Raw genomic sequence first — 19,838 nt, 5'->3', positions numbered from 1 at the left:
CGGATCTGATACCAGTCTAAGCTAAAATTTTCAGTGCGGAAAGTCTATGTGGCATTGAAGGCAAAGTACCACTCAATGACGCTTCACCATAAAACAAAAAGCCCCTTTAGCCTAAAGCTTTAGGGGTTTTTGTTGTCTGTAGTTAAATCATTTTAAGGAAGAACTTTGAAATATTCATACCATTTGAGCGTGGAAGGTAGGTTGGCTACATTGACTAACGCAGAAGTCGTACCTGAATTGAGAGTCGTCGCTTGTGAGTTAAATCGACCACTTCGAATAAAATTTATAATAGATGGATCGCTTAATTGATTGCTAGCAGGTAAATAAACTGATGTAGACAGTAAGTTGGTTTCTCCGCCTGTAGGTGCTAGCTGTAAGGAATAATAACTTGGGAGACCATACAAGGTCAGAATTTGAGGGCCTAGGAGGTAGTAGTACCTTAGGCTAGAAGTATCTAAAGCCACGGTTCTTTGGAGTCCTTGGTATTGCCCTGTGATGAGTACAAAACCTGATTGCTTTAACACCTGATAATGTCCAGTAGTATCAATGGATATTACGCTTGGATCTGAGATTGTTACTTTATCCAGTGTCACGATACTACTGGATCCAGTTGACGATGTTGCTTTTGCAACCAGCAAACCACTGTTCACCCCACTACCAAAATTACCATCTGGGCCTGAAGTCGTTCCGCCATTTGCATCGTTTAAATTAATATCTAGCTCTATTAAAACAGCAGGATTAACAGTGACAGTTTTTGAACTATTTAAGCCCTTATAAGTCGCAGAAATAGTGAAGGAGCCGATAGCAATAGCTTTAAAATTGGCAGAAAAATCCTGATTAGTAAACACTGCAATATTTGAGTTTGAAGAGCTCCAAGTCGTAGTGTCAATCAGATTTGGAGATGTCGTTCCGTCAGACAGATTTGCTTTCACGGTATATCCTTTAGTTAGGCCAACGTATGCTTGATCTGAACCAATGATTTGTATGGAAGTCGGAATTGCGGGGGTTAGGGTGATCACAAAACTACCTTTTATGCCATCTAATTCAGCTTTGATTACTGCGTTAGCGGATGCTGGTTGAGTAAAACTAAGAGCGGTGACTAAACCTGTAGAAGTGACAATAGCCGTATTGGTGTCTGAAGATGTCCATTTTGCATTATTCAAGATTTGAGTCGTCCCATCTGAATATTGTCCAGTTGCCGTTAGTTGGGCGGTTAAGCCGATGGGAATATCTTTAAGAGGGGATGCTATGGTAATTAATTTCAGTACAGCTGTCGTTACAGTCAGCGGAGCTGATCCAGTGATTCCATTGATCGAAGCCGAGATCGTCGAGCTCCCTGTTTTTTTTGTCGTTACTAAACCCGACGTATTCACTGTTGCAATTGCAGTATTAGATGAGCTCCAAGTCAGATTGGACAGATTTAGAGTGGTCCCGTCGCTATAGATGCCATTAACGGTAAATTGCTGGGTTAACCCAGCAGCCACAGATGGGCTGGGGGGCTGTAGCTTTAAGGATTGTAATACGGCTGCGGTGACGGTGATAGTTACTGAGCTGGTCAAGCCATTTAGACTGGCATAAATAGTGACCGTGCCTGTGCCCTTGGCAAGAAACTGACCTGTAGGATCTACTGTGGCAACTGTGGAGTCCGATGATGACCAGATGATGTTATTCAGATTTTGCGTCGATCCATCCGTGAACAAACCCGTAGCGGATAGTTTTTCTTTTAATCCCTTAGGAATGGTTGTCAGGGGTACGGTGATACTGACCACTTTTAAGGCTGCTGCCGAAATCGTTAGGGGTGCAGATGCACTAATGCTGCCTTGAGTCGCAGTTACTGTGAGTGTGCCTGCTGATTTTGCTATGAGTAGGCCGTTGGCATCAATCGTTGCTAAGTTACTTGCAGAGGTACTCCAATTGACATTAGTAATGGCACTAGAGCTTCCATCACTATAGAGTCCTACGGCTGTAAACGTCTGCGTTAAACCTTGTGCAATATTCGTGGATACAGGCGTGACGATAATATTTTTCAAAACAGCAGGTGGAGTAACAACGGGTGGAGTCGGTGGTGGCGGTTCGCTGGAAGAGGAGCCGCCGCATGCGCTCAGAAATAGGGTTAGTAATAATAATCCCATAAAAAAGAATAAATGGCGGGAAAATGCTTTTGGTTGAATCTTAGAGAATACGGACATTGTCTCATTCCTAATTTGTGCTATTTAATTGTTTTAATCCATAGCTTCTATGCGATTAAAACTTAATCAGAAACACATTTATACCAATTGGACATTTTTTGATACATTTGTTTTGGTTTTATTGCAAAATAAATGATCTACTCAAACTTCAATTCATGATTCACGTAAAGGATTACCAAATGCCAAATCACCAAGCCACAGGACCTTTTGAAGTCAAACTAAACCCAGAGCCGATCAGTAGTATTGCTGACGCTACAGGTTTAGGGCGGATGTCACTGGACAAGACATTTCATGGAGATTTGAAAGCAACCAGTCAGGGCGAAATGCTGGCCTTCCGAACGAGTGTTCAAGGATCAGCGGGCTATGTGGCAATGGAGAAGGTGAGTGGCTCGCTACAGGGTCATGAAGGGAGTTTTGTTTTACAGCATAGCTCGACGATGACGCGCGGTGTACCTGAGCAATCCATTACGGTTGTTCCAGACTCAGGGACGGGGAGTCTGGTCGGGCTTGCGGGTCGGATGACCATTACCATTACCGATGGTCAGCATTTTTATCAGTTTGATTATACCTTGCCAGATAGTATGTAAAGCAGGACGATAATCTTCTAAAGCCAACTCCAACACTAAAGTCGATATGTTTGACTCGTTTTTTATTTTCTCTTCACAAGTGAAAAATATTCAATTCTAGCAACAAGCTTTATTACTCACTTAATCTTCCGCACCCCGCACAAAAGACTTTTCTCACTCGCATAAAATGTCCGAAAGTGTCAATTTATTGACTGGTTATATGACATGCATCCATGTGTTGTGCATTTAGACTCTAGATTAACTATGGGCTAAAGAACCACTTAAAGAAGACACTCGAATGGATGAGCAAACTGCAAGTTTGATTGAATCTCATATTGCGATGCAGAACGTTACCGTGATTGGTGCTGGCGTGATTGGCATTTCTTGGATTGCGTTATTTTTAGCCCGTGGTTTGAGGGTTGTGGTCTATGACAACGCGCCAAATATTGAGCAGCGGGTGATTAGCAGTATTCAAGCGATACTGCCAAATATTGAAACCGTCGAGCTACCAGTGTCATCGTTGCTCAAGCGTCTTAGCTTTGAAACGGACTTGGCGAGAGCAGTCATGAGTGCCGATGTCATACAGGAAAACGGTCCCGATAAGATTAATTTTAAACGTAAACTTTGGATTGAAATAGAGCGGTACGCGCCGCAGCATGCTTTGTTTTTGTCCTCGAGTTCAGGGATTCCAACCCGTATCCAAGCTTCAGGTATGCAGAGACCCGGACGCTTGCTTATCGGCCATCCTTTCAATCCTCCCCATTTGATTCCGCTGGTAGAGGTTGTGCCGCACAAGCGTGCATTACCTGAGACTACCCAGCGAGCGCTGTCATTTTATCGCATGATTGGAAAGCAACCGATACTCCTGCGCAAGGAAGTTCCCGGCTTTGTTGCTAATCGTTTGCAAGCTGCGCTGATGAGAGAGGCGCTGTTATTGGTTAAATGGGATGTCGTGACCGTCGATGAGTTAGATGAAATTGTTACGCGTTCTTTAGGGTTACGCTGGGCGACAGGAGGTCCTTTTGTGTCTTTTCATATGGGAGGAGGTCCCAAAGGCTTCACAGGCTTCATTGATCACTTTTCATGGGGTATGCAGCTATTGTGGCTGCAATCAAAATTCTCACCAGTATTCTTTAGCACTGAATTGAAAGAAAAATTGTTGAATCAAATATCAGCATCATTTGGCAAAAAGTCACTCACAGAGCTTGAGGCGGATCGCGATCGTTGCATCATCGCCTTACAACGAACCCTTGATAAAGTGAAGTAATAACTGAGCGGCGATCATTTTAATATTTAGATATACATTTTTTCGATTTCAGACTCACTCATTTAAACCATAGGATCCTCGGTATGACGACTCCAATTGATCAGCAATTAACGCCATCAGGTGGTTGGCACACAACCAGAGTGCGTATAGATGTATTGGATGGAAACCTTTTTTCGCGGACTGTTATCAAGTTGATTAATAAGTTTGGAAAGCTTGAGGCCTCTAATTTATTTAAGATGCTGATACGTAATTTTAGTTTGTTTCGTGCTTGGCTACCTTTTGCTGCACGAATGATGCCATATGGAGAGATCGATCGATGCGATACGGAATTGGTGATTCTTCGTGTGGGGTGGAATTGTCGCTCGCGCTATGAGTGGGGGCAGCATGTGGATATCGGCCTACGTGCGGGCTTATCGGTTGAAGATATTGCTCGGATCCCTTTAGGCGCAGAAGCGATTGGCTGGAAGCCACGTCACCAAATGTTAATGCAAGCCTGTGATGAATTCCATCATGATCGCATGATTTCTGAGCCTACCTGGCAGCAACTCTCACAGCACTATAACAGCAGACTATTACTAGAGGTCATTATGTTAATTGGGCACTATGAAATGCTTGCTGGGGTACTGAACAGCACAGGTTTGCCATTGGAGTCACGGTTAGAGAAGGTTTTGGCAACTACCAATATCCATTCATCAAAGTAGCGGCTCAATCCTTCGTATGATTGATAACTCTTATTTTTCGGCAGGCGCTAAGTAGTTATTAGGGTCATCCTAATGAGTTGATGGGTTGACCCATCTGCCAAATCATTTTTTAACCATGGTAAATGTAAGCCCCGAATCTCGCGCCTATACTTCGAGCTTCTACGGAGTCGTGCGCCATTAGGCGATTCGCATAAAACAAACAAAAACCATCAGGGTGTCAAGCCGACCCAGAGCTAGGAAGCATACCATGACCGCCAGCGTACCCATCACGACCCCACAGCCAGCAGCAGGAACTCCTGCATCAACTCAACCTGAGGACTACGGCTTCTTTGGCCCAGACTCGATCACTTGGCGGGTGTGGAGTTATCCAACCTCGCTGACCATCGGCTTCCAGCGCGCTGTGGTGATTGAAGAGCTTGATCCATTCTTACTTGCTGCGGTGCATACGACTCAAAAGATCTTAACCCGCTCGCGGAATCGCTATGACAATACGTTGCGCTACTTCGCCATTGTCGCTTTTGGCGATAGCCGCACAGCGGTGAAAGCGGCGGATGTGCTGGTGCGTATCCATGCACGGGCAGTGGGTGTAGAGCCCGTGTCTGGACTACATTACGATGCCAATAATCCTGCCTCCCAATTGTGGATTCACCTCACTGCATGGCATTCGATCCTGTATGCCTATGAGGTGTATGGCCCAGGCAAACTGTCTGAGGAGGACGAAAGTCGCTATTGGGCGGAGTGTGCGATCGGTGCTGAATTGCAGACGTGTGACCCCGCTACGGTGCCTCGAACCCGCGAAGGCGTACGTCAGTATTTCGAACAGATGCGTCCGCGTTTGGCGGCTTCAGAAGCAACACAGCACGTAATGGGTCACCTCATGAACGCGGAGATTATGTTTCCGCCACTGCCGCGCTTCCTGTTTCTCGGGGCTTGGTTTGTCGCCAAGATGATCCAATTGGCCACTTTGGCGACCATGCCAAGCTGGCAGCGTAATCTTGCCAATCTGCGACTTTCTTCCTTTGGCTCGATGGTTGTGCGTGGGGTTGGGCGATTGGTGTTCCGTAGTATTGCGCTACTGACCAGTAAGAAGTTTCAACTCATGCTGCTCGGCTGGATATCCCCAGCTACAGCACCGATTGTTCGGCATGTATTGCTGAATACGCCGGTACAAAATCCAGTCGTGCAGACTCCTGCGGATGCTTTTAAACGCTACGAGACCCCCATGCCTGCCGAGCAATATCAGGGTCTTAAAATGAGTACAGAAAAAGCTAACACGATTGTCTACCCACAGTCTGAGGCGATCCCCCTTTCTGAAGTTAAGCTTAAGCAGGCTTAGGATCACCGTGCCACACCATGTCGTCAGCGACTCGTGGTTTTTGCTGATACCATGAGGCGCTTTGTGCTGCGAGATGCTTCCCATCTCGCGCAGATGCGATCATCAATCCTCTTTGCATAAGGCGACTTTCCATCAATTTGAGCTGCACACAAAAGTTTCTTAAAGTAAACATTATGTGGAGTTTTGGAAACTTATATGCTATAATGATCAGTTTGCAAAAGCATTTATAGAAACTAATGCGACGGAAAAATAAAGCAGGTCATTGGCAAGTGGACTGTTGGGGAATCAAACATGGCTAGAGCCAGAAATATAAAACCATCATTCTTTATGAATGATAAGTTGGTTGAGCTGTGCTTTGCGGCGCGGTTGCTGTTTATTGGGTTATGGACATTGGCGGATTGCGAGGGTTATCTTGAAGATCGCCCTAAGCGGATCAAGATGTCGCTGTTTCCTGCTGATCAGTTGGATGTTGATGCCTTGCTTGGCGATTTAGCGACTGCGGGTTTTATCCATCGCTATAAGGTGGCGGGCGTGAGGTATATTCATGTCGTGAACTTTAGCAAACATCAAAACCCACATCACAAGGAAGCCTTGTCCGTAATCCCTAAGCCCGTTTCTCAAGATGAGGATGTTGCTGTTAGAGATGATGCTGGTAGTGGTGCTATTATGCCGATAAATAAGGACATGGATAGTGCTATGGATATGGGTCACATGGATATGAGAGGCGGCTTAGATATGACAGAAGATAACCTCAGTCATGCCCCAGTCTTGCCTCGGGCTAATCTCGGGCATGCCTCGGTTTTACCCCAGACTGACCCTGCTGATTCTCTGATTCCTGATTCCCTTAACCTGATTCCTGATTCTCTGATCCCTGATTCTCATGATGCTTCGCTTGATAGCGCGATACACGCGTGTTCACATCGCAAGCGAGCAGCGCCAAACCACTTAAAATCGAGTACTTTGAGGCGCATCTCTCCGGCACTACTCAGCTTAGGGCTTGCATCCGTCTTGCTGACGTCAGCGCATGCCGATACGCCGAAGTTTGTCTCCTGGAACGACCCCACACCCTCAGCACTCCAACCTTTCGATGGTAATCCTGATGCGGTAGCCGATATGGCAGGGCAGTCGCTATTCTTTTATCCGCAAGCGCGAAAGACCATCACCTTGCCCTATACCCGAGGGCCAAAAAGCTACGCGAATGTTCAGTACTACACGGGCGCTATCGTTGTTTCTGCCAGTCCTGATCAAGTAGCAAAGGCGCTTTCAGACTTTAGCGGCTATCAAAAACTCTTCCCCAAGATGACTGAATCCACGGTTCAAGCGCAAGAAGGGGATGTTAATGATCCGAATGGCAGTGTCAAAAGCATTGTTAAATATCACTTGCTGATCAAAATTCCCTTTCCATTCTTAACTTTTGACGAAGATGTGTTGATTCAGCATGAGCGTAAGAACAACAGTATTTCGACCTTGATCTTGAAGTCTTCCATTCAGTATGGGACGGGTCGATTTGAATGGTTTCCCTTGAAAAATGGCAAGACCCTAGTGACCTTGACCCAATGGGGCGACCTTGATCATCCTGTAGGTTTCTTGGTCAGCACGGTACTAAGCGCCATGCCTGAAATCAAACAAGCCATACCGAGCGGCATTGAGGGCTTCGTGTTGGAGTCTTTACGCCAGCGCTTTAATCCAGATACTCAGCAGACGCCATTGCCGCTCAGTAACATCGTACCGACGATGACAATGACCAGTAACCAGGAAGCGACGCTCTATAAGTTGCTTCAGCAGGGCGGTACCGTGCAGTTTAGCCATCGCCCCGTCTGGCTTGCCACAGCTGTACGACCTGAAAAGCTCTACTTTGTCAGTTCGTTCTACCATATGCCTGCATCACTGGATCAGATGAAAGAGGCGTTTGCCACACCAAAGAATTTTCCAGAGATCTATCGCCAAGTGCGTAAAGTCACCAGCACACCACTGGCAGACGGTAGTACGCAGAACGATGTCAAAATCGCATTGGGCTTGGGCATCTTGTCGATACCGATGCATTTAAATCTGATCTATAAAGCGGAATCGGAATTAGCTACACGGCTCTATAGTACCGGTGGCGATATTGAGTTTGTCCAAGGTCGGATCACCCTTAAGCCAACGAGCAATAAAACGACGTTGGTGAATATCACGGCTGGCGGTAAGCTGGGAGAGCATCCTCCATTTTTATTGAAACTGGGTAAGAGTCTGCCGTATTACGACTATCTATCGACCGCAGGTACCGCGCCTGTGATCTTTGAGAAAGCACGAGTTTGGGTGAGTAAGAAATAAAACGTCTTTATTGCTAGGCGCGGGATGAGAACTTCAATAAAAAAGGGCATGGAAATAAATCCATGCCCTTTTTCACTATTGAAGCGGTGAACTGCTTCAATAGGCTTTCCAGATTATTTCTTTTCAGCAGCAATCGATGCAATCGCAGCATCAATTTTATCGGCACCAATGCTATCTGCAGCTTCTTTGATACGACGCAGTGCTTCGACCAAGGTCGCATCCGCAGTAGCGTAGGAAATACGCATGTAGCCACCCAGACCAAATGCATCACCCGGTACAACCGCTACACCAGTCTTCTCAAGTAACCACTCAGAGAATTCGGTGCAAGATTTGAGGCCTAAAGCACGGATCAGTGGGCGCACGCTGGCGTAGGCGTAGAACGCGCCATCGGCAGGCAAGCAAGTGATGCCGTGGATTTCATTTAAGCCAGCAACCACCAAGTCATGACGACGTTTGAAGGCTTCAATCATCGGCTTGAGCACGTCTTGTGGACCGTTCAGCGCAGCTTCAGCAGCAGCTTGGCTGATTGACGCTGGGTTACTGGTTGATTGGGATTGCACGTTTTTCATCGCATTGATGATTTTTGCAGGACCCGCTGCATAGCCAATACGCCAGCCAGTCATTGCATAGGCCTTAGACACACCGTTTAATACAAAAGTACGGTCGTAAAGGTCAGGTGCAACGTTCAAAATGTTGTGGAATGGCTCTGTGGTCCAGATGATTGGTTCGTACATGTCATCAGAAGCAACATAAACATGTGGATGACGACGCAGTACTTCAGCCAGTTCGGTCAACTCTTGTTTGGTGTAGACCATACCGGTTGGGTTTGATGGGCTGTTCAGGACCAGTAGGCGAGTCTTCGGGGTGATCGCAGCTTCTAATTGTGCAGCGGTGATTTTGAAGCGTTGTTCTTCACCACACTTAACGATGACTGGTACGCCTTCAGCGATGATGGTCATGTCTGGGTAAGATACCCAAAATGGTGCAGGAATGATCACTTCGTCACCTGCGTTCAAGAACGCGAGTGCCAAGTTAAAGAAACTCTGTTTACCGCCTGATGACACCAAAATTTGGTTTGGTGCGTAATCAAGATTATTGTCACGTTTGAATTTGGCAATAATCGCTTTTTTAAGACCCGGTGTACCGTCTACAGCGGTGTATTTGGTGAAGCCATTGTTAATCGCAGCAATCGCAGCATCTTTAATATGTTGTGGCGTATCAAAGTCAGGCTCACCTGCACCCAGACCAATAATATCGCGACCAGCGGCTTTTAATTCAGCGGCTTTATTGGTGACTGCGAGCGTTGGTGAAGGTTTGATGGCGTTGACACGGTCTGATAGACGGACCTCTAGACTTGGCACGGCATTGCTGGACACGGCTTTGATTCCTTATGCGGACGAGATAAAACAAACAGGATGAAAATGGTAATCGGCAAACCTGATAATTTTAGCTGATTTTTACCTAAATGTTGCTATTTTATGGTGCGAATTTATGAATGTTTTTGAACTTTTGTTGATGAGTGCCCTGTTAGAAGCCTATTGAGTTTAAGTCGAGTCGGCACAACATAGAGTGATTGGACCCAAATGCTCTCTTGATGCTATATAGTTCAATGATGGCATCATGCACAATTAAGTCATTATTGACCGGCCACTCCATATTTTTACCATCGTATTCAACATGATCCTGAAGCGGTTTTAAGATTAATTTTAAGGTTAAGGGCATGGCGAACGGTTTGAGTCCATGTTTAAATCGTCTACTGATGAATAGGAAATTTCTATGCGCGAACCCATAAAAGCCCGCTCTACCGATGACTTAAAAAGCGTCGCGCAAACGATTCAAGCGGAGGCGAAAAAAACAGGTACCAACTTGTCCGGTACTCAAGCGGTTGGGCAGCCCTTTGAACTCGTGACGGATTTTAAACCCGCAGGTGATCAGCCACAGGCGATCGAAAAACTGGTGCGCGGGGTCAATCAAGGCATGCGTAATCAATTGCTCTTGGGGGTAACCGGATCGGGTAAAACCTACACCATGGCGAATGTGATTGCACAGACCCAGCGTCCAACCATCATCATGGCGCACAACAAAACGCTGGCTGCGCAGCTATATGGCGAGTTTAAGGCATTCTTCCCGCACAATGCGGTGGAGTATTTCGTGAGCTACTACGACTATTACCAGCCCGAAGCTTATGTGCCTTCCTCTGATACCTTTATCGAGAAAGACTCAGCCATCAATGATCATATCGATCAAATGCGATTGAGCGCGACACGTTCACTGCTTGAGCGTCGCGATGCCATTATCGTGGCGTCTGTATCAGCCATTTACGGTTTGGGTGATCCTGAAGCGTATTTAAAAATGCTACTGCATATTGTGCGTGGCGATCGTGTGGATCGTGCTGCGATCATTCGTCGTTTAGTCGAGATGCAATACACCCGCAATGAGATTGATTTTGAGCGCGGGACGTATCGCGTGCGGGGGGAGATACTCGATATCTATCCTGCCGAATCTGATCAGTTCGCGGTGCGGGTAGAATTGTTTGATGATGAGGTCGACAAAATCGTCTGGTTTGATCCACTGACAGGGAAAACCAATCGCAAAGTAGATCGGATTACGATCTATCCGAAGAGCCACTATGTGACTCCGCGTGAAAAGCTAGAGAATGCACGTCATACGATTAAGACTGAACTGGACGAGCGTCTGGAGTTCTTCCGCGCCAATGACAAGCTGCTTGAAGCACAGCGGATCGAGCAGCGCACGCGCTATGACTTGGAGATGATTCAACAGTTGGGCTATACCAATGGCATTGAAAACTATTCCCGTCATTTATCGGGTCGTCCCGCTGGTGAAGCGCCGCCAACATTGTTTGATTACATTCCTGAAGACGCCTTGTTCTTTATTGATGAGTCGCATGTGTCGGTTCCACAAATTGGTGCCATGTACAAAGGTGACCGCTCGCGTAAAGAGACACTGGTGAATTATGGTTTTCGTTTGCCCAGTGCCCTAGACAATCGTCCGCTCAAGTTTGAAGAGTGGGAGCGCATCACGCCCGCCACAATCTATGTTTCGGCAACACCCGCACTATATGAATTGGAAAAAAGTGAGCAGATCGTTGAGCAGTTAGTGCGCCCAACAGGTCTGATCGATCCTGAGATTGAGATTCGTCCCGTCTTAACTCAAGTAGATGATGTGCTGTCTGAAATTACCCTGCGCAAAGAGAAGAATGAACGGGTACTGATTACCACGCTCACCAAGCGCATGGCAGAGGACTTAACCACCTACTTAAAAGAATACGGGGTGAAAGTCGCGTATCTGCACTCTGACATTGATACCGTGGAGCGAACTAAGATCATCCATGATCTGCGCATGGGGATTCATGATGTATTGGTCGGGATTAACTTGCTGCGTGAAGGCTTAGACATGCCTGAAGTGTCTTTGGTTGCCATCTTGGATGCGGATAAAGAAGGCTTCTTGCGTTCCGATCGCGCCTTGATCCAGACCATTGGACGAGCAGCGCGTCACTTGAATGGTAAGGCGATCCTCTATGCAGACCGGATTACGCCGTCGATGCAGCGTGCGATTGATGAGACTGATCGTCGTCGGACCAAGCAAGTTGCGTTTAACTTAGAGCATGGCATTACGCCGCGTAGCGCTATACGTCAGACCTTACGCGATATCAATGTCGGTGAAGCGGTCTATGATCCGGATGATATGAGCGTGCTACAGCCGACGCCAAGTGATATCGATGAGCATCTGCTCCGTGATCCGAAGCTGCTCGCCAAGCATATTCAGCAGCTTGAAAAAGCGATGAATGAGAAAGCCAAACAGCTTCAATTTGAACAAGCGGCAAGATTGCGCGACGAAGTGAAGAAACTCAAGTCGCAGTTGTTGTTATCATGAAAATGACAGGCTCATTAGTCGCTACATAAATACAGCGGAGGGCAGGTCATTGCTTACGATGTCTTACGCGCAAGTAACTGACCTGCTGTTAAAATGAGCCAATATACAGCTTGCTGCAACCCTCACTTAGAAGACCCATCATGCGCAGATATAATCAGCTTTTTATAGCGGTCGCTTCCGTTTCGATGATACTGGGCGTGACCGTTTTATCACAAGTGTCCTACGCGGATGAGGCCAATCCCGGGCATGAACAACGGTCAGGTCAATCTAATCAACGTGGGGGGGAGCATCGAGAGCGGGCTGATAATGGTGCTATGCGCACGGGTCGGATGCCTGCCGGTGGCGGCATTGCTAATCCGCAAGCCAATCGTCCGCAATGGACTGGTAATGCGCAAACAGCGTTTAATCAACCCATCGCGACACCAGTACAATCTAATCCAAGACATGATGGCTGGCATGGGTCCGGAAATCGTGATCATACTCAACAGGGTCAGATGCCAAGTCCCCAAGTCACACCAGGTACAGCCCCAGCTTTCAATCATGGCAGTAACCCCAACAGACCTAATGAATCCTTTCAAGGCGTAGATCGTCGAACCAACGATCGCTCTGGCTGGAATGGTGTGCGAGGAGATTCTCGCTGGAATGGGGATAATCATCAGCGTGTATGGGCGGGGAATGGCGGGTTTAATCAGGGTTGGACCAATCATTATCGGATGCCTTACTGGCAAGGGGATTCAGGTCGCTATCGAGTGCATTACTATCGCAGTTGGCCGAGCGACTATGGCTGGCGAGATCATGGCTGGCGTGTAAACTATCAGGTTGTAGATCCCTATTGGTATGCAATCGTAACGAGTATGGCCTATAGTCAAGCATGGTCAGATGCGGAGCTTGCGCAAGCCATAAACGATGATAATTTACGTCAGCAGTTGATATATGACGCAGATATTCGTCAACAAATGCAGGCTTCTGGTTATCCAGCAGATCAAATGGACTATCCTCCTGATGAAGCTGAGCAACCACCCTATACCCCTGAATATGCCCAAGCTTATCCAGCAAGCCCAGAGCAACCCAATCCAAATTCGCCGCTTTATCAGGGCCCAGTGACTAGTAATAGCACGACATCGATTACTACAGGTGAGCAAGTAGCCAATCGCAATGCCAATCAAAATTTCTTGTTCTTATGTAATGCGGGAAATCGTGTAGAAGCCGCTGAAGCCTTAAAGCAAGTCCAATCGCCAGATTTTAGTGTCTGGAAAGATATACAGCAATTTAATACCTGTAGCTCTTGGGCGACTGCACCTTAGATTTATTCAATACCCCCTTTTGTTTTTACGCATTTAAAAGTCGAAACCGCGCTATGCCAGATCCTGTGTTATCCGCTCAGCCATTATCACCACCCAGACTCGATGATTTGATCAAGGTTGTCGATTCAGTCAGTCATTTCCCAGAAAATCTATGGCAAGGGCAAAGCACCCCGTTTATGCAACGGGCATTTTGGTTGGCGCTGGAAGACAGTGGTGCCGTGGGGCAACACGCAGGCTGGTATGCACAGCATCTCATGCTCTATCGCGATGATCAGCCCATTGCGGCTCTGCCTTTATTTGCCAAGACCCATAATCGCGGGGAATATGTTTTTGATCATGCTTGGGCGCAAGCGTATGCAAGGCATGGGCTAGAGTATTACCCGCGCTTAGTGACCAGTGTGCCCTTTACCCCTGTGACAGGATCGCGAATATTGCTGGTTGATGGTTTTCAGCTGAGTGATGTATTCCCGCAATTACTACAGGGTATTCAAGCCTTGGTGCAGCAGATGGGTGCATCTTCTTGGCATGGTCTTTTTCTTGACCAATCTTTCTTAGACAGTGCAGCGCACTTGGCGCACTCTCCAAATTTTGCCACACAGAAGCTGGCCCAGCGTAGTAACGTCCAGTTTTTATGGGAAAACAAACCGTACACCGATTTTACGGATTTCTTAAGCGTATTGACTGCAAAACGCCGCAAAAGCATCCGCGTAGAGCGCGATAAAGTCACTGCTCAAGGGATTTCTTGTCGTTGGCTTGAGGGTGAAGAGATCAGCGATGAGGATTGGGGCTTCTTCTATCGTTGCTATCAGAATACCTATCATATCCGGGGTCAGAAGCCTTACCTAAAGCTTGATTTCTTTAAGCAACTGGGTGCTACGATGCCAGATTCACTGGTATTAAATATTGCCTATGATCGTGATCAAACGCCGCTTGCTGCAGCACTGTTTTTCAAGGATGAGCAGACCTTATACGGACGCTATTGGGGCGCCATTCGCGATGTCGACTCATTGCACTTTGAAGTGTGTTATTACCAAGGTATTGAGTACGCAATCCGCAATCATCTACACTGGTTTGATCCGGGTACACAAGGGGAACATAAGCTTATTCGCGGCTTTGCCCCGGTCTATACGCACTCACTGCATTGGTTGGCAGAACCAGCATTTATGGATGCCGTGAGTGATTTTGTTGTGCGTGAACGAGAGGGGGTCAAGGCTTATTTTGAGGAGGCGGTAGGGAGTTTGCCGTTTAAGCAGATTTAAGTTTCGATTTTGTCATAAGCAACTATAGCATCACCGTGTTCAAGTGCATATAAACACCACGGTTCAGATTTTTCCATAACGGCATTGATTGATAATCTTCCAACTTGGAACAGTTCAATTGAAGTCCAATAATTACGCTCAGCAATTTCCATCGCCAACTCTCCATCATATTCAGCATTTTTATTTTGACGAACATAGATATGGAGCGCGTGACGTTCGCCTTCAGTAAATGAATTTCCAAATTGAGCTGTGCCTTTGGCGAGGAAAACGTGAATTTCAAAATCCATATGGGAGCCCGTTTTTAATCATGACAATGACACACTTCAAACTCATGTCCTGTAGGTACCTCTAAAACAATACTTCCTATTTCAGGTTTATCTAATCCATCGAATACAACTATTGCTCCAAGAGATTTTGCAAGTTCTACAAACGCAATTAGTTGATCTTTTTCAAGAGCAAAGACAGGAACACAACCACTACCTGAAACTTGCTCTCCAAAATCATTTAATAATAATCCTAGTCGAGTGGCTCCAATCTTGAATTCTGACCAGCGAGTAGATTGCTTTATGGGTTTGGCTTTGAGAAGCGCTTGCCAGAAATTAATTGCAGCTTGCATGTCGAGAACTTTGAAGTAAATGGTACGTATTTGCATAAAGCCCTCGTCATGTTTTCATTGCCCTTACCTTAGAGCAGGTAGCCGACCACTGATAGATTGCGGAAAGTACCGAATCAAGAACGTACGTGCGGTATGCCAGTACGCAGATAAGAACAGCAATATTGCCCCGATAATGACGCCCGTCATTGCAAAGTTTAAGCTCACCAGTCCATAGTTTTTCAGCAATGCTGAGAATGCATACAACACATAGATCAACGAAGAAACCATCAGTGCACGGCGATCAATCGCGATCGAGATGAACGCAATGACGATATAGAGTGCAATGACGAGCACGACTTGTAGGATCGTACTATGGCCACTCAGTATGCCCAAAGTCTTAAAAATTGGATGAACAATCAGTGGCGCGGAGAGCAGATGCAGCCAAAAAGCGACATCTGATCTCTTGGTTTGACGCAGTGTATCTGAGGCATCCCAGTACATCGCCAGCGCAAAGATCAATAACCCCGAGATAAAGAGTATCGGTGTGAGCCAATGGGAGTCTAATGAGCTGGTACCTAATAATCCCATCAAACAAATCACCAACGATGCAGCACCCACGGCCACAGTGATAGGCACTCTAAAACGACGCCAGTGTAGCCACGTTGCAGCGATGCTCACCACTGCTGTGGTGATAAAGCCAAAGACTCTCATTTGTTCAAAGTGTTCAATATTCATCTGCTGAGCTTGTCCAATCCCGAGATTGACAAAGAACGACACTGAGGTCGCCATGACTCCGCCAATGAAGGCTATGAGTAGAACAATCGCCGGTAAGGCCATACGCCGTTTCCGTACAAAGAATTCAGCTAATCCCCAAGATGTTGCCGTAAAGATGATCGCTGCTGCGATTGGACTAATTGCTGAACCGAGCCATGCCACCGAAGTCAACAACAGTAAACACGCGATAACGACAAAGATGTCATTAAAACCGCTGATCAGGCGAAAGTTCTCTTCATCCACCAAGGTCACGTTTTGGCTTTTTGAAATATAACTACGGAAGTTGGTAATGGCATCCTGAGTAAAAATGCCTTCTTTAACGGCTGAGTTGAGATCTTCGTCGGTATACATAATCGTTTGCCTTAATTTGTTTTCGAAGTTCAATAGAAAGTATACGTTTAAAATAGCAAATATCGAGCCATGCAAAATAATGAATTACAAATCCTAACCTAATGATTTTAGCAACCAATTATTAACATTTACTTTACAGTTATTGTTAGAAACTAAGGTGTATCGTTGCCATATAAAGCGATTAAGATAAGTTTGCTCAATTCACTTCACGGAGATTTAAAATGTCAAAGGTTGCAGTTGTTTATTTCAGTGGTTACGGTCATACCCACAAGCAAGCAGAGGCGGTTAAAGAAGGTTTGGTTACCGTACCGGGTACGATTGTGGAATTGATTCGAATTGATTCTGAAGGGAATCTCTCTGATGCAGCGTGGGAAATGTTAGTTGCTTCTGATGGTATTATTTTTGGCTCACCGACCTACATGGGTAATGTGGCATGGCAATTCAAGAAGTTTGCCGATGCTTCAAGCAAGCCTTGGTTTATCGGTGCATGGAAAGATAAATTAGCCGCTGGATTCACCAATTCAGCTTCACAAAATGGTGATAAGGGTGTCACGATTTCTTACCTGATCACCTTTGCAATGCAGCATGGCATGCTTTGGGTCGGCACAGGTCTGATGCCAGCGAGCAGCAAAGCTGCACAGCGCAGTGATATTAATTGGCTAGGCGGATTCTCTGGACTATTGGCTGCGTCACCATCGGACTCAACCCCAGAAGAAGGTCCACATGCAGGCGACCTCGAAACCGCGAAAGCTTTCGGTAAACGCTTCGCTGAACAAGTGATTCGTGCGAATAAAAAACTATAAGTGATGAATATTAAGACAGCCTCTTTGTGAGGCTGTTTTTTTGCCTATCGATTAGGCGCGATTCGACGGGAATTTTTTTGAGTAATCCGTTAAACTTAGCGCCATTAAAAATAGCCATTAGAGACATCGTTGATGCAAAAGTCAGCACAGCATATTTCTGCGTTACACCTGCCTAGTCAACTGCAACTCAATCGCGCAGGCAATTTGCAACATTTTCTAGGAATCGAAGGCCTATCTTGCGCTCACCTTACTAAAATATTAGATACTGCAGAAACATTTTTGGGTGAGAATGGTCGGATTTTAAATAATCCCTTGCTGGCTGGGCGCACAGTCATGAATCTTTTCTTTGAGCCCTCTACTCGGACACGGACCACATTTGAAGTGGCTGCCCAACGTCTTTCTGCCAATGTACTTAACATTGATATTCAGCGTTCAAGTACCTCCAAAGGCGAGACACTCCGCGATACCTTGTGGAATTTAGAGGCGATGACTGCTGATGTGTTTGTAGTACGACATTCAGCATCGGGTGCCGCACACTTCATGGCGCAATCGGTTTGCCCTAAAGTTGCGATCATTAATGCCGGTGATGGTCGTCATGCACATCCGACCCAAGCAATGTTAGATATGCTCACCATACGCCGTCATGCGGGGCGTCCATTTAGTGAATTGACGATCGCTATTATTGGCGATATCAAGCATTCCCGTGTGGCACGTTCAGACATACAAGCGCTGCAAACCTTAGGTGCTAAAGAAGTCCGCATCATTGCGCCAAAGACTCTATTGCCGACAGGATTTGAGACATTTGGTGTCAAAGTTTTTGAAAATATGGATCAAGGCGTCGCGGGTTGTGATGTGGTGATTTCATTACGGATTCAGAATGAACGTATTGCCTCACCGTTACTAGCCAGTTCTGATGAATTCTATAAGCTTTATGGGTTAAGTGAGGCGCGTTTAAAGCTGGCTAATCCAAATGCCTTGGTCATGCATCCAGGTCCGATGAATCGGGGGGTTGAGATCGCATCCAGCGTTGCTGATGGTCCACAGTCATTAATTTTAAAACAGGTGAATTATGGGATCGCGGTCAGAATGGCCGTGCTCTCGTTGGCAATGCAAGGACAGTTAGAAGCGCGGGAGATGCAGGCATGAGTGACGTAAAAAATTTGAAACCCGCAGATAATCGTATTATCCAAATCAATAAAATTCGTTTGCTTGATCCAGAGAACAATACGGATGATGTTCGTTCCGTATGGATTCAAAACGGTCATTTAATTGATCAGCCTTCCGATTTTAAAAGTGTATCAAAAACGATCGATGGGCAGGGCAAGTGGTTAGTACCTTCGCTCGTGGATCTTTGTGCACGTTTACGTGAGCCGGGTGAACAGCAACACGGCACCTTGAAATCCGAAGGTCTGGCCGCGCGCGCTAATGGCTTCCTTCACGTCGTTATTCCGCCAGATACCAAGCCTGTACTGGAGAGTGGGGCCTTGCTTCCTGGACTCCGTCAAAAAGCCTACGATGATGGCGGCATTTTCCTGCATGTGATTGGTGCGTTGACCAAAGGACTTGAAGGGAAACAACCCGCGAATTTAGCAGGGCTAAAACAAGGCAAATGTATTGCTGTCAGTAATGCACGTCATTCTTTCGCAGATAATGATGTGCTGTTCCATACCTTAGAATATGCCGCCACTTTAGGCTTAACCGTTTTCTTTTACCCTGAAGATGCCGTACTCGCACAAGATGGCTGTGTCCACGAAGGTTTTATGGCGGCACGGCAAGGTTTGGCAGGGATTCCTGCGATTGCAGAGACTGTTGCGCTGAGCACCCAGCTACAAATGGTAGAAGCAACGGGTGTACGTGCCCACTTTAGCCAGCTTTCCTGTGCGGCTTCGGTGGATTTAATCGCGACTGCTAAGGATAAAAAGTTACCTGTAACGGCGGATGTTGCGATGCATCAGTTGTATTTGACGGATTCGAGCATCGACGGCTTCAACTCAGCTGCACACGTGCGTCCACCGTTGCGCAGTGAAGAAGATCGATTGGGATTGCGTGCAGGTGTGGCAGCAGGGATTATTGATGCGATATGTAGTCATCATGAACCGCTATCTGCAACGGCCAAGATGATGCCTTTTGCCGAAACTCAAGCAGGTATTTCTGCTTTTGATAGTTTTATGGCACTCGGGATTGGATTGGTCCGTGATGGGCTGTTATCACCTCTTGAACTGGTGACCCAGATCTCTCTGATCCCAGCAGCAATTGCTGGCGTACATCAAACATGGAAAAGCATGGGAGGGTGGCTGCTGGTCGATCCAGAGCTGCAGTGGACTCTAGATGCCACAGAAATTAAATCGGCAGGGAAGAATACGCCGTTTTTAGGATCGGCATTGACTGGACGTGTCGTTGAGGTATTTGTTTAAACGACGTGAGTAACCTGTCGTTGCCGATTATTCTCGATAAAGATCAAGCCACTAATGAGGCTTGATTTGTTC

Annotated in this window: 16 protein-coding genes; 11 read left to right on the top strand and 5 right to left on the bottom strand. The window is 46.5% G+C overall.

What is annotated here, in order from left to right:
* Positions 1 to 152 precede the first annotated feature (152 nt).
* Complete coding sequence (locus tag HYN46_RS09110) at positions 153 to 2,189, bottom strand: Ig-like domain-containing protein (protein ID WP_114899094.1); 2,037 nt, start codon at positions 2,187 to 2,189, stop codon at positions 153 to 155.
* A 179-nt stretch (positions 2,190 to 2,368) separates the two neighbouring features.
* Between HYN46_RS09110 and HYN46_RS09105 the strand changes: the two genes are divergently transcribed.
* From HYN46_RS09105 to HYN46_RS09085, 5 genes are all read left to right on the top strand, one after another.
* Complete coding sequence (locus HYN46_RS09105) at positions 2,369 to 2,776, top strand: DUF3224 domain-containing protein (protein ID WP_114899093.1); 408 nt, start codon at positions 2,369 to 2,371, stop codon at positions 2,774 to 2,776.
* Between the two features lie 277 nt (positions 2,777 to 3,053).
* Complete coding sequence (locus HYN46_RS09100; protein WP_114899092.1) at positions 3,054 to 4,022, top strand: 3-hydroxyacyl-CoA dehydrogenase NAD-binding domain-containing protein; 969 nt, start codon at positions 3,054 to 3,056, stop codon at positions 4,020 to 4,022.
* A gap of 83 nt (positions 4,023 to 4,105) precedes the next feature.
* Positions 4,106 to 4,723 (top strand): carboxymuconolactone decarboxylase family protein, encoded by a 618-nt coding sequence (locus HYN46_RS09095; protein ID WP_114899091.1) that lies wholly within the window; start codon positions 4,106 to 4,108, stop codon positions 4,721 to 4,723.
* A 247-nt stretch (positions 4,724 to 4,970) separates the two neighbouring features.
* Positions 4,971 to 6,059: an oxygenase MpaB family protein gene (locus HYN46_RS09090; RefSeq protein WP_114899090.1), complete on the top strand. Its 1,089-nt coding sequence runs from the start codon at positions 4,971 to 4,973 to the stop codon at positions 6,057 to 6,059.
* 291 nt (positions 6,060 to 6,350) lie between these two features.
* Positions 6,351 to 8,372 (top strand): SRPBCC family protein, encoded by a 2,022-nt coding sequence (locus tag HYN46_RS09085; protein WP_162818138.1) that lies wholly within the window; start codon positions 6,351 to 6,353, stop codon positions 8,370 to 8,372.
* Between the two features lie 113 nt (positions 8,373 to 8,485).
* Here the strand turns inward: HYN46_RS09085 and HYN46_RS09080 are convergent, their stop codons facing one another.
* Positions 8,486 to 9,733 (bottom strand): pyridoxal phosphate-dependent aminotransferase, encoded by a 1,248-nt coding sequence (locus tag HYN46_RS09080; RefSeq protein WP_114900696.1) that lies wholly within the window; start codon positions 9,731 to 9,733, stop codon positions 8,486 to 8,488.
* Between the two features lie 415 nt (positions 9,734 to 10,148).
* Between HYN46_RS09080 and uvrB the strand changes: the two genes are divergently transcribed.
* The 3 genes from uvrB (at position 10,149) to HYN46_RS09065 (ending at position 14,829) form a co-directional block, all read left to right on the top strand.
* Complete coding sequence (gene uvrB / locus HYN46_RS09075; RefSeq protein ID WP_114899088.1) at positions 10,149 to 12,266, top strand: excinuclease ABC subunit UvrB; 2,118 nt, start codon at positions 10,149 to 10,151, stop codon at positions 12,264 to 12,266.
* 140 nt (positions 12,267 to 12,406) lie between these two features.
* Positions 12,407 to 13,570, top strand: a complete 1,164-nt coding sequence (locus HYN46_RS09070; RefSeq protein ID WP_114899087.1) for a hypothetical protein — start codon at positions 12,407 to 12,409, stop codon at positions 13,568 to 13,570.
* A 53-nt stretch (positions 13,571 to 13,623) separates the two neighbouring features.
* The gene (locus HYN46_RS09065; protein WP_114899086.1) at positions 13,624 to 14,829 is read left to right on the top strand and encodes a GNAT family N-acetyltransferase; all 1,206 of its coding nucleotides are present in this window, start codon (positions 13,624 to 13,626) and stop codon (positions 14,827 to 14,829) included.
* Here the strand turns inward: HYN46_RS09065 and HYN46_RS09060 are convergent.
* From HYN46_RS09060 to HYN46_RS09050, 3 genes are read right to left on the bottom strand one after another with little or no spacing between them, the layout of a single operon-like run.
* Positions 14,826 to 15,116 (bottom strand): hypothetical protein, encoded by a 291-nt coding sequence (locus tag HYN46_RS09060; protein ID WP_114899085.1) that lies wholly within the window; start codon positions 15,114 to 15,116, stop codon positions 14,826 to 14,828. The two genes, HYN46_RS09065 and HYN46_RS09060, sit on opposite strands and share 4 nt — an antisense overlap.
* Before the next feature lie 14 nt (positions 15,117 to 15,130).
* Positions 15,131 to 15,481, bottom strand: a complete 351-nt coding sequence (locus HYN46_RS09055) for a VOC family protein (RefSeq protein WP_114899084.1) — start codon at positions 15,479 to 15,481, stop codon at positions 15,131 to 15,133.
* A gap of 27 nt (positions 15,482 to 15,508) precedes the next feature.
* Complete coding sequence (locus tag HYN46_RS09050) at positions 15,509 to 16,549, bottom strand: hypothetical protein (RefSeq protein WP_114899083.1); 1,041 nt, start codon at positions 16,547 to 16,549, stop codon at positions 15,509 to 15,511.
* 221 nt (positions 16,550 to 16,770) lie between these two features.
* Between HYN46_RS09050 and HYN46_RS09045 the strand changes: the two genes are divergently transcribed.
* The 3 genes from HYN46_RS09045 (at position 16,771) to HYN46_RS09035 (ending at position 19,766) form a co-directional block, all read left to right on the top strand.
* On the top strand, positions 16,771 to 17,352 hold the full coding sequence (locus tag HYN46_RS09045) for a flavodoxin family protein (RefSeq protein ID WP_114899082.1): 582 nt from the start codon (positions 16,771 to 16,773) through the stop codon (positions 17,350 to 17,352).
* A 132-nt stretch (positions 17,353 to 17,484) separates the two neighbouring features.
* A complete protein-coding gene (locus HYN46_RS09040) occupies positions 17,485 to 18,498 on the top strand; it encodes an aspartate carbamoyltransferase catalytic subunit (RefSeq protein ID WP_114899081.1) in 1,014 nt (337 codons plus the stop codon).
* Positions 18,495 to 19,766, top strand: coding sequence for a dihydroorotase (locus HYN46_RS09035; protein WP_114899080.1), 1,272 nt, complete (start codon positions 18,495 to 18,497; stop codon positions 19,764 to 19,766). Before HYN46_RS09040 ends, HYN46_RS09035 begins: the two co-directional genes overlap by 4 nt.
* Positions 19,767 to 19,838 lie beyond the last annotated feature (72 nt).

It is taken from the genome of Aquirhabdus parva (assembly GCF_003351745.1).
Taxonomy (GTDB): Bacteria; Pseudomonadota; Gammaproteobacteria; order Pseudomonadales; family Moraxellaceae; genus Aquirhabdus; species Aquirhabdus parva.
The sequence above is the reverse complement of the archived record's forward strand: the minus strand, read 5'-3'. Positions and strand labels throughout refer to the sequence as shown.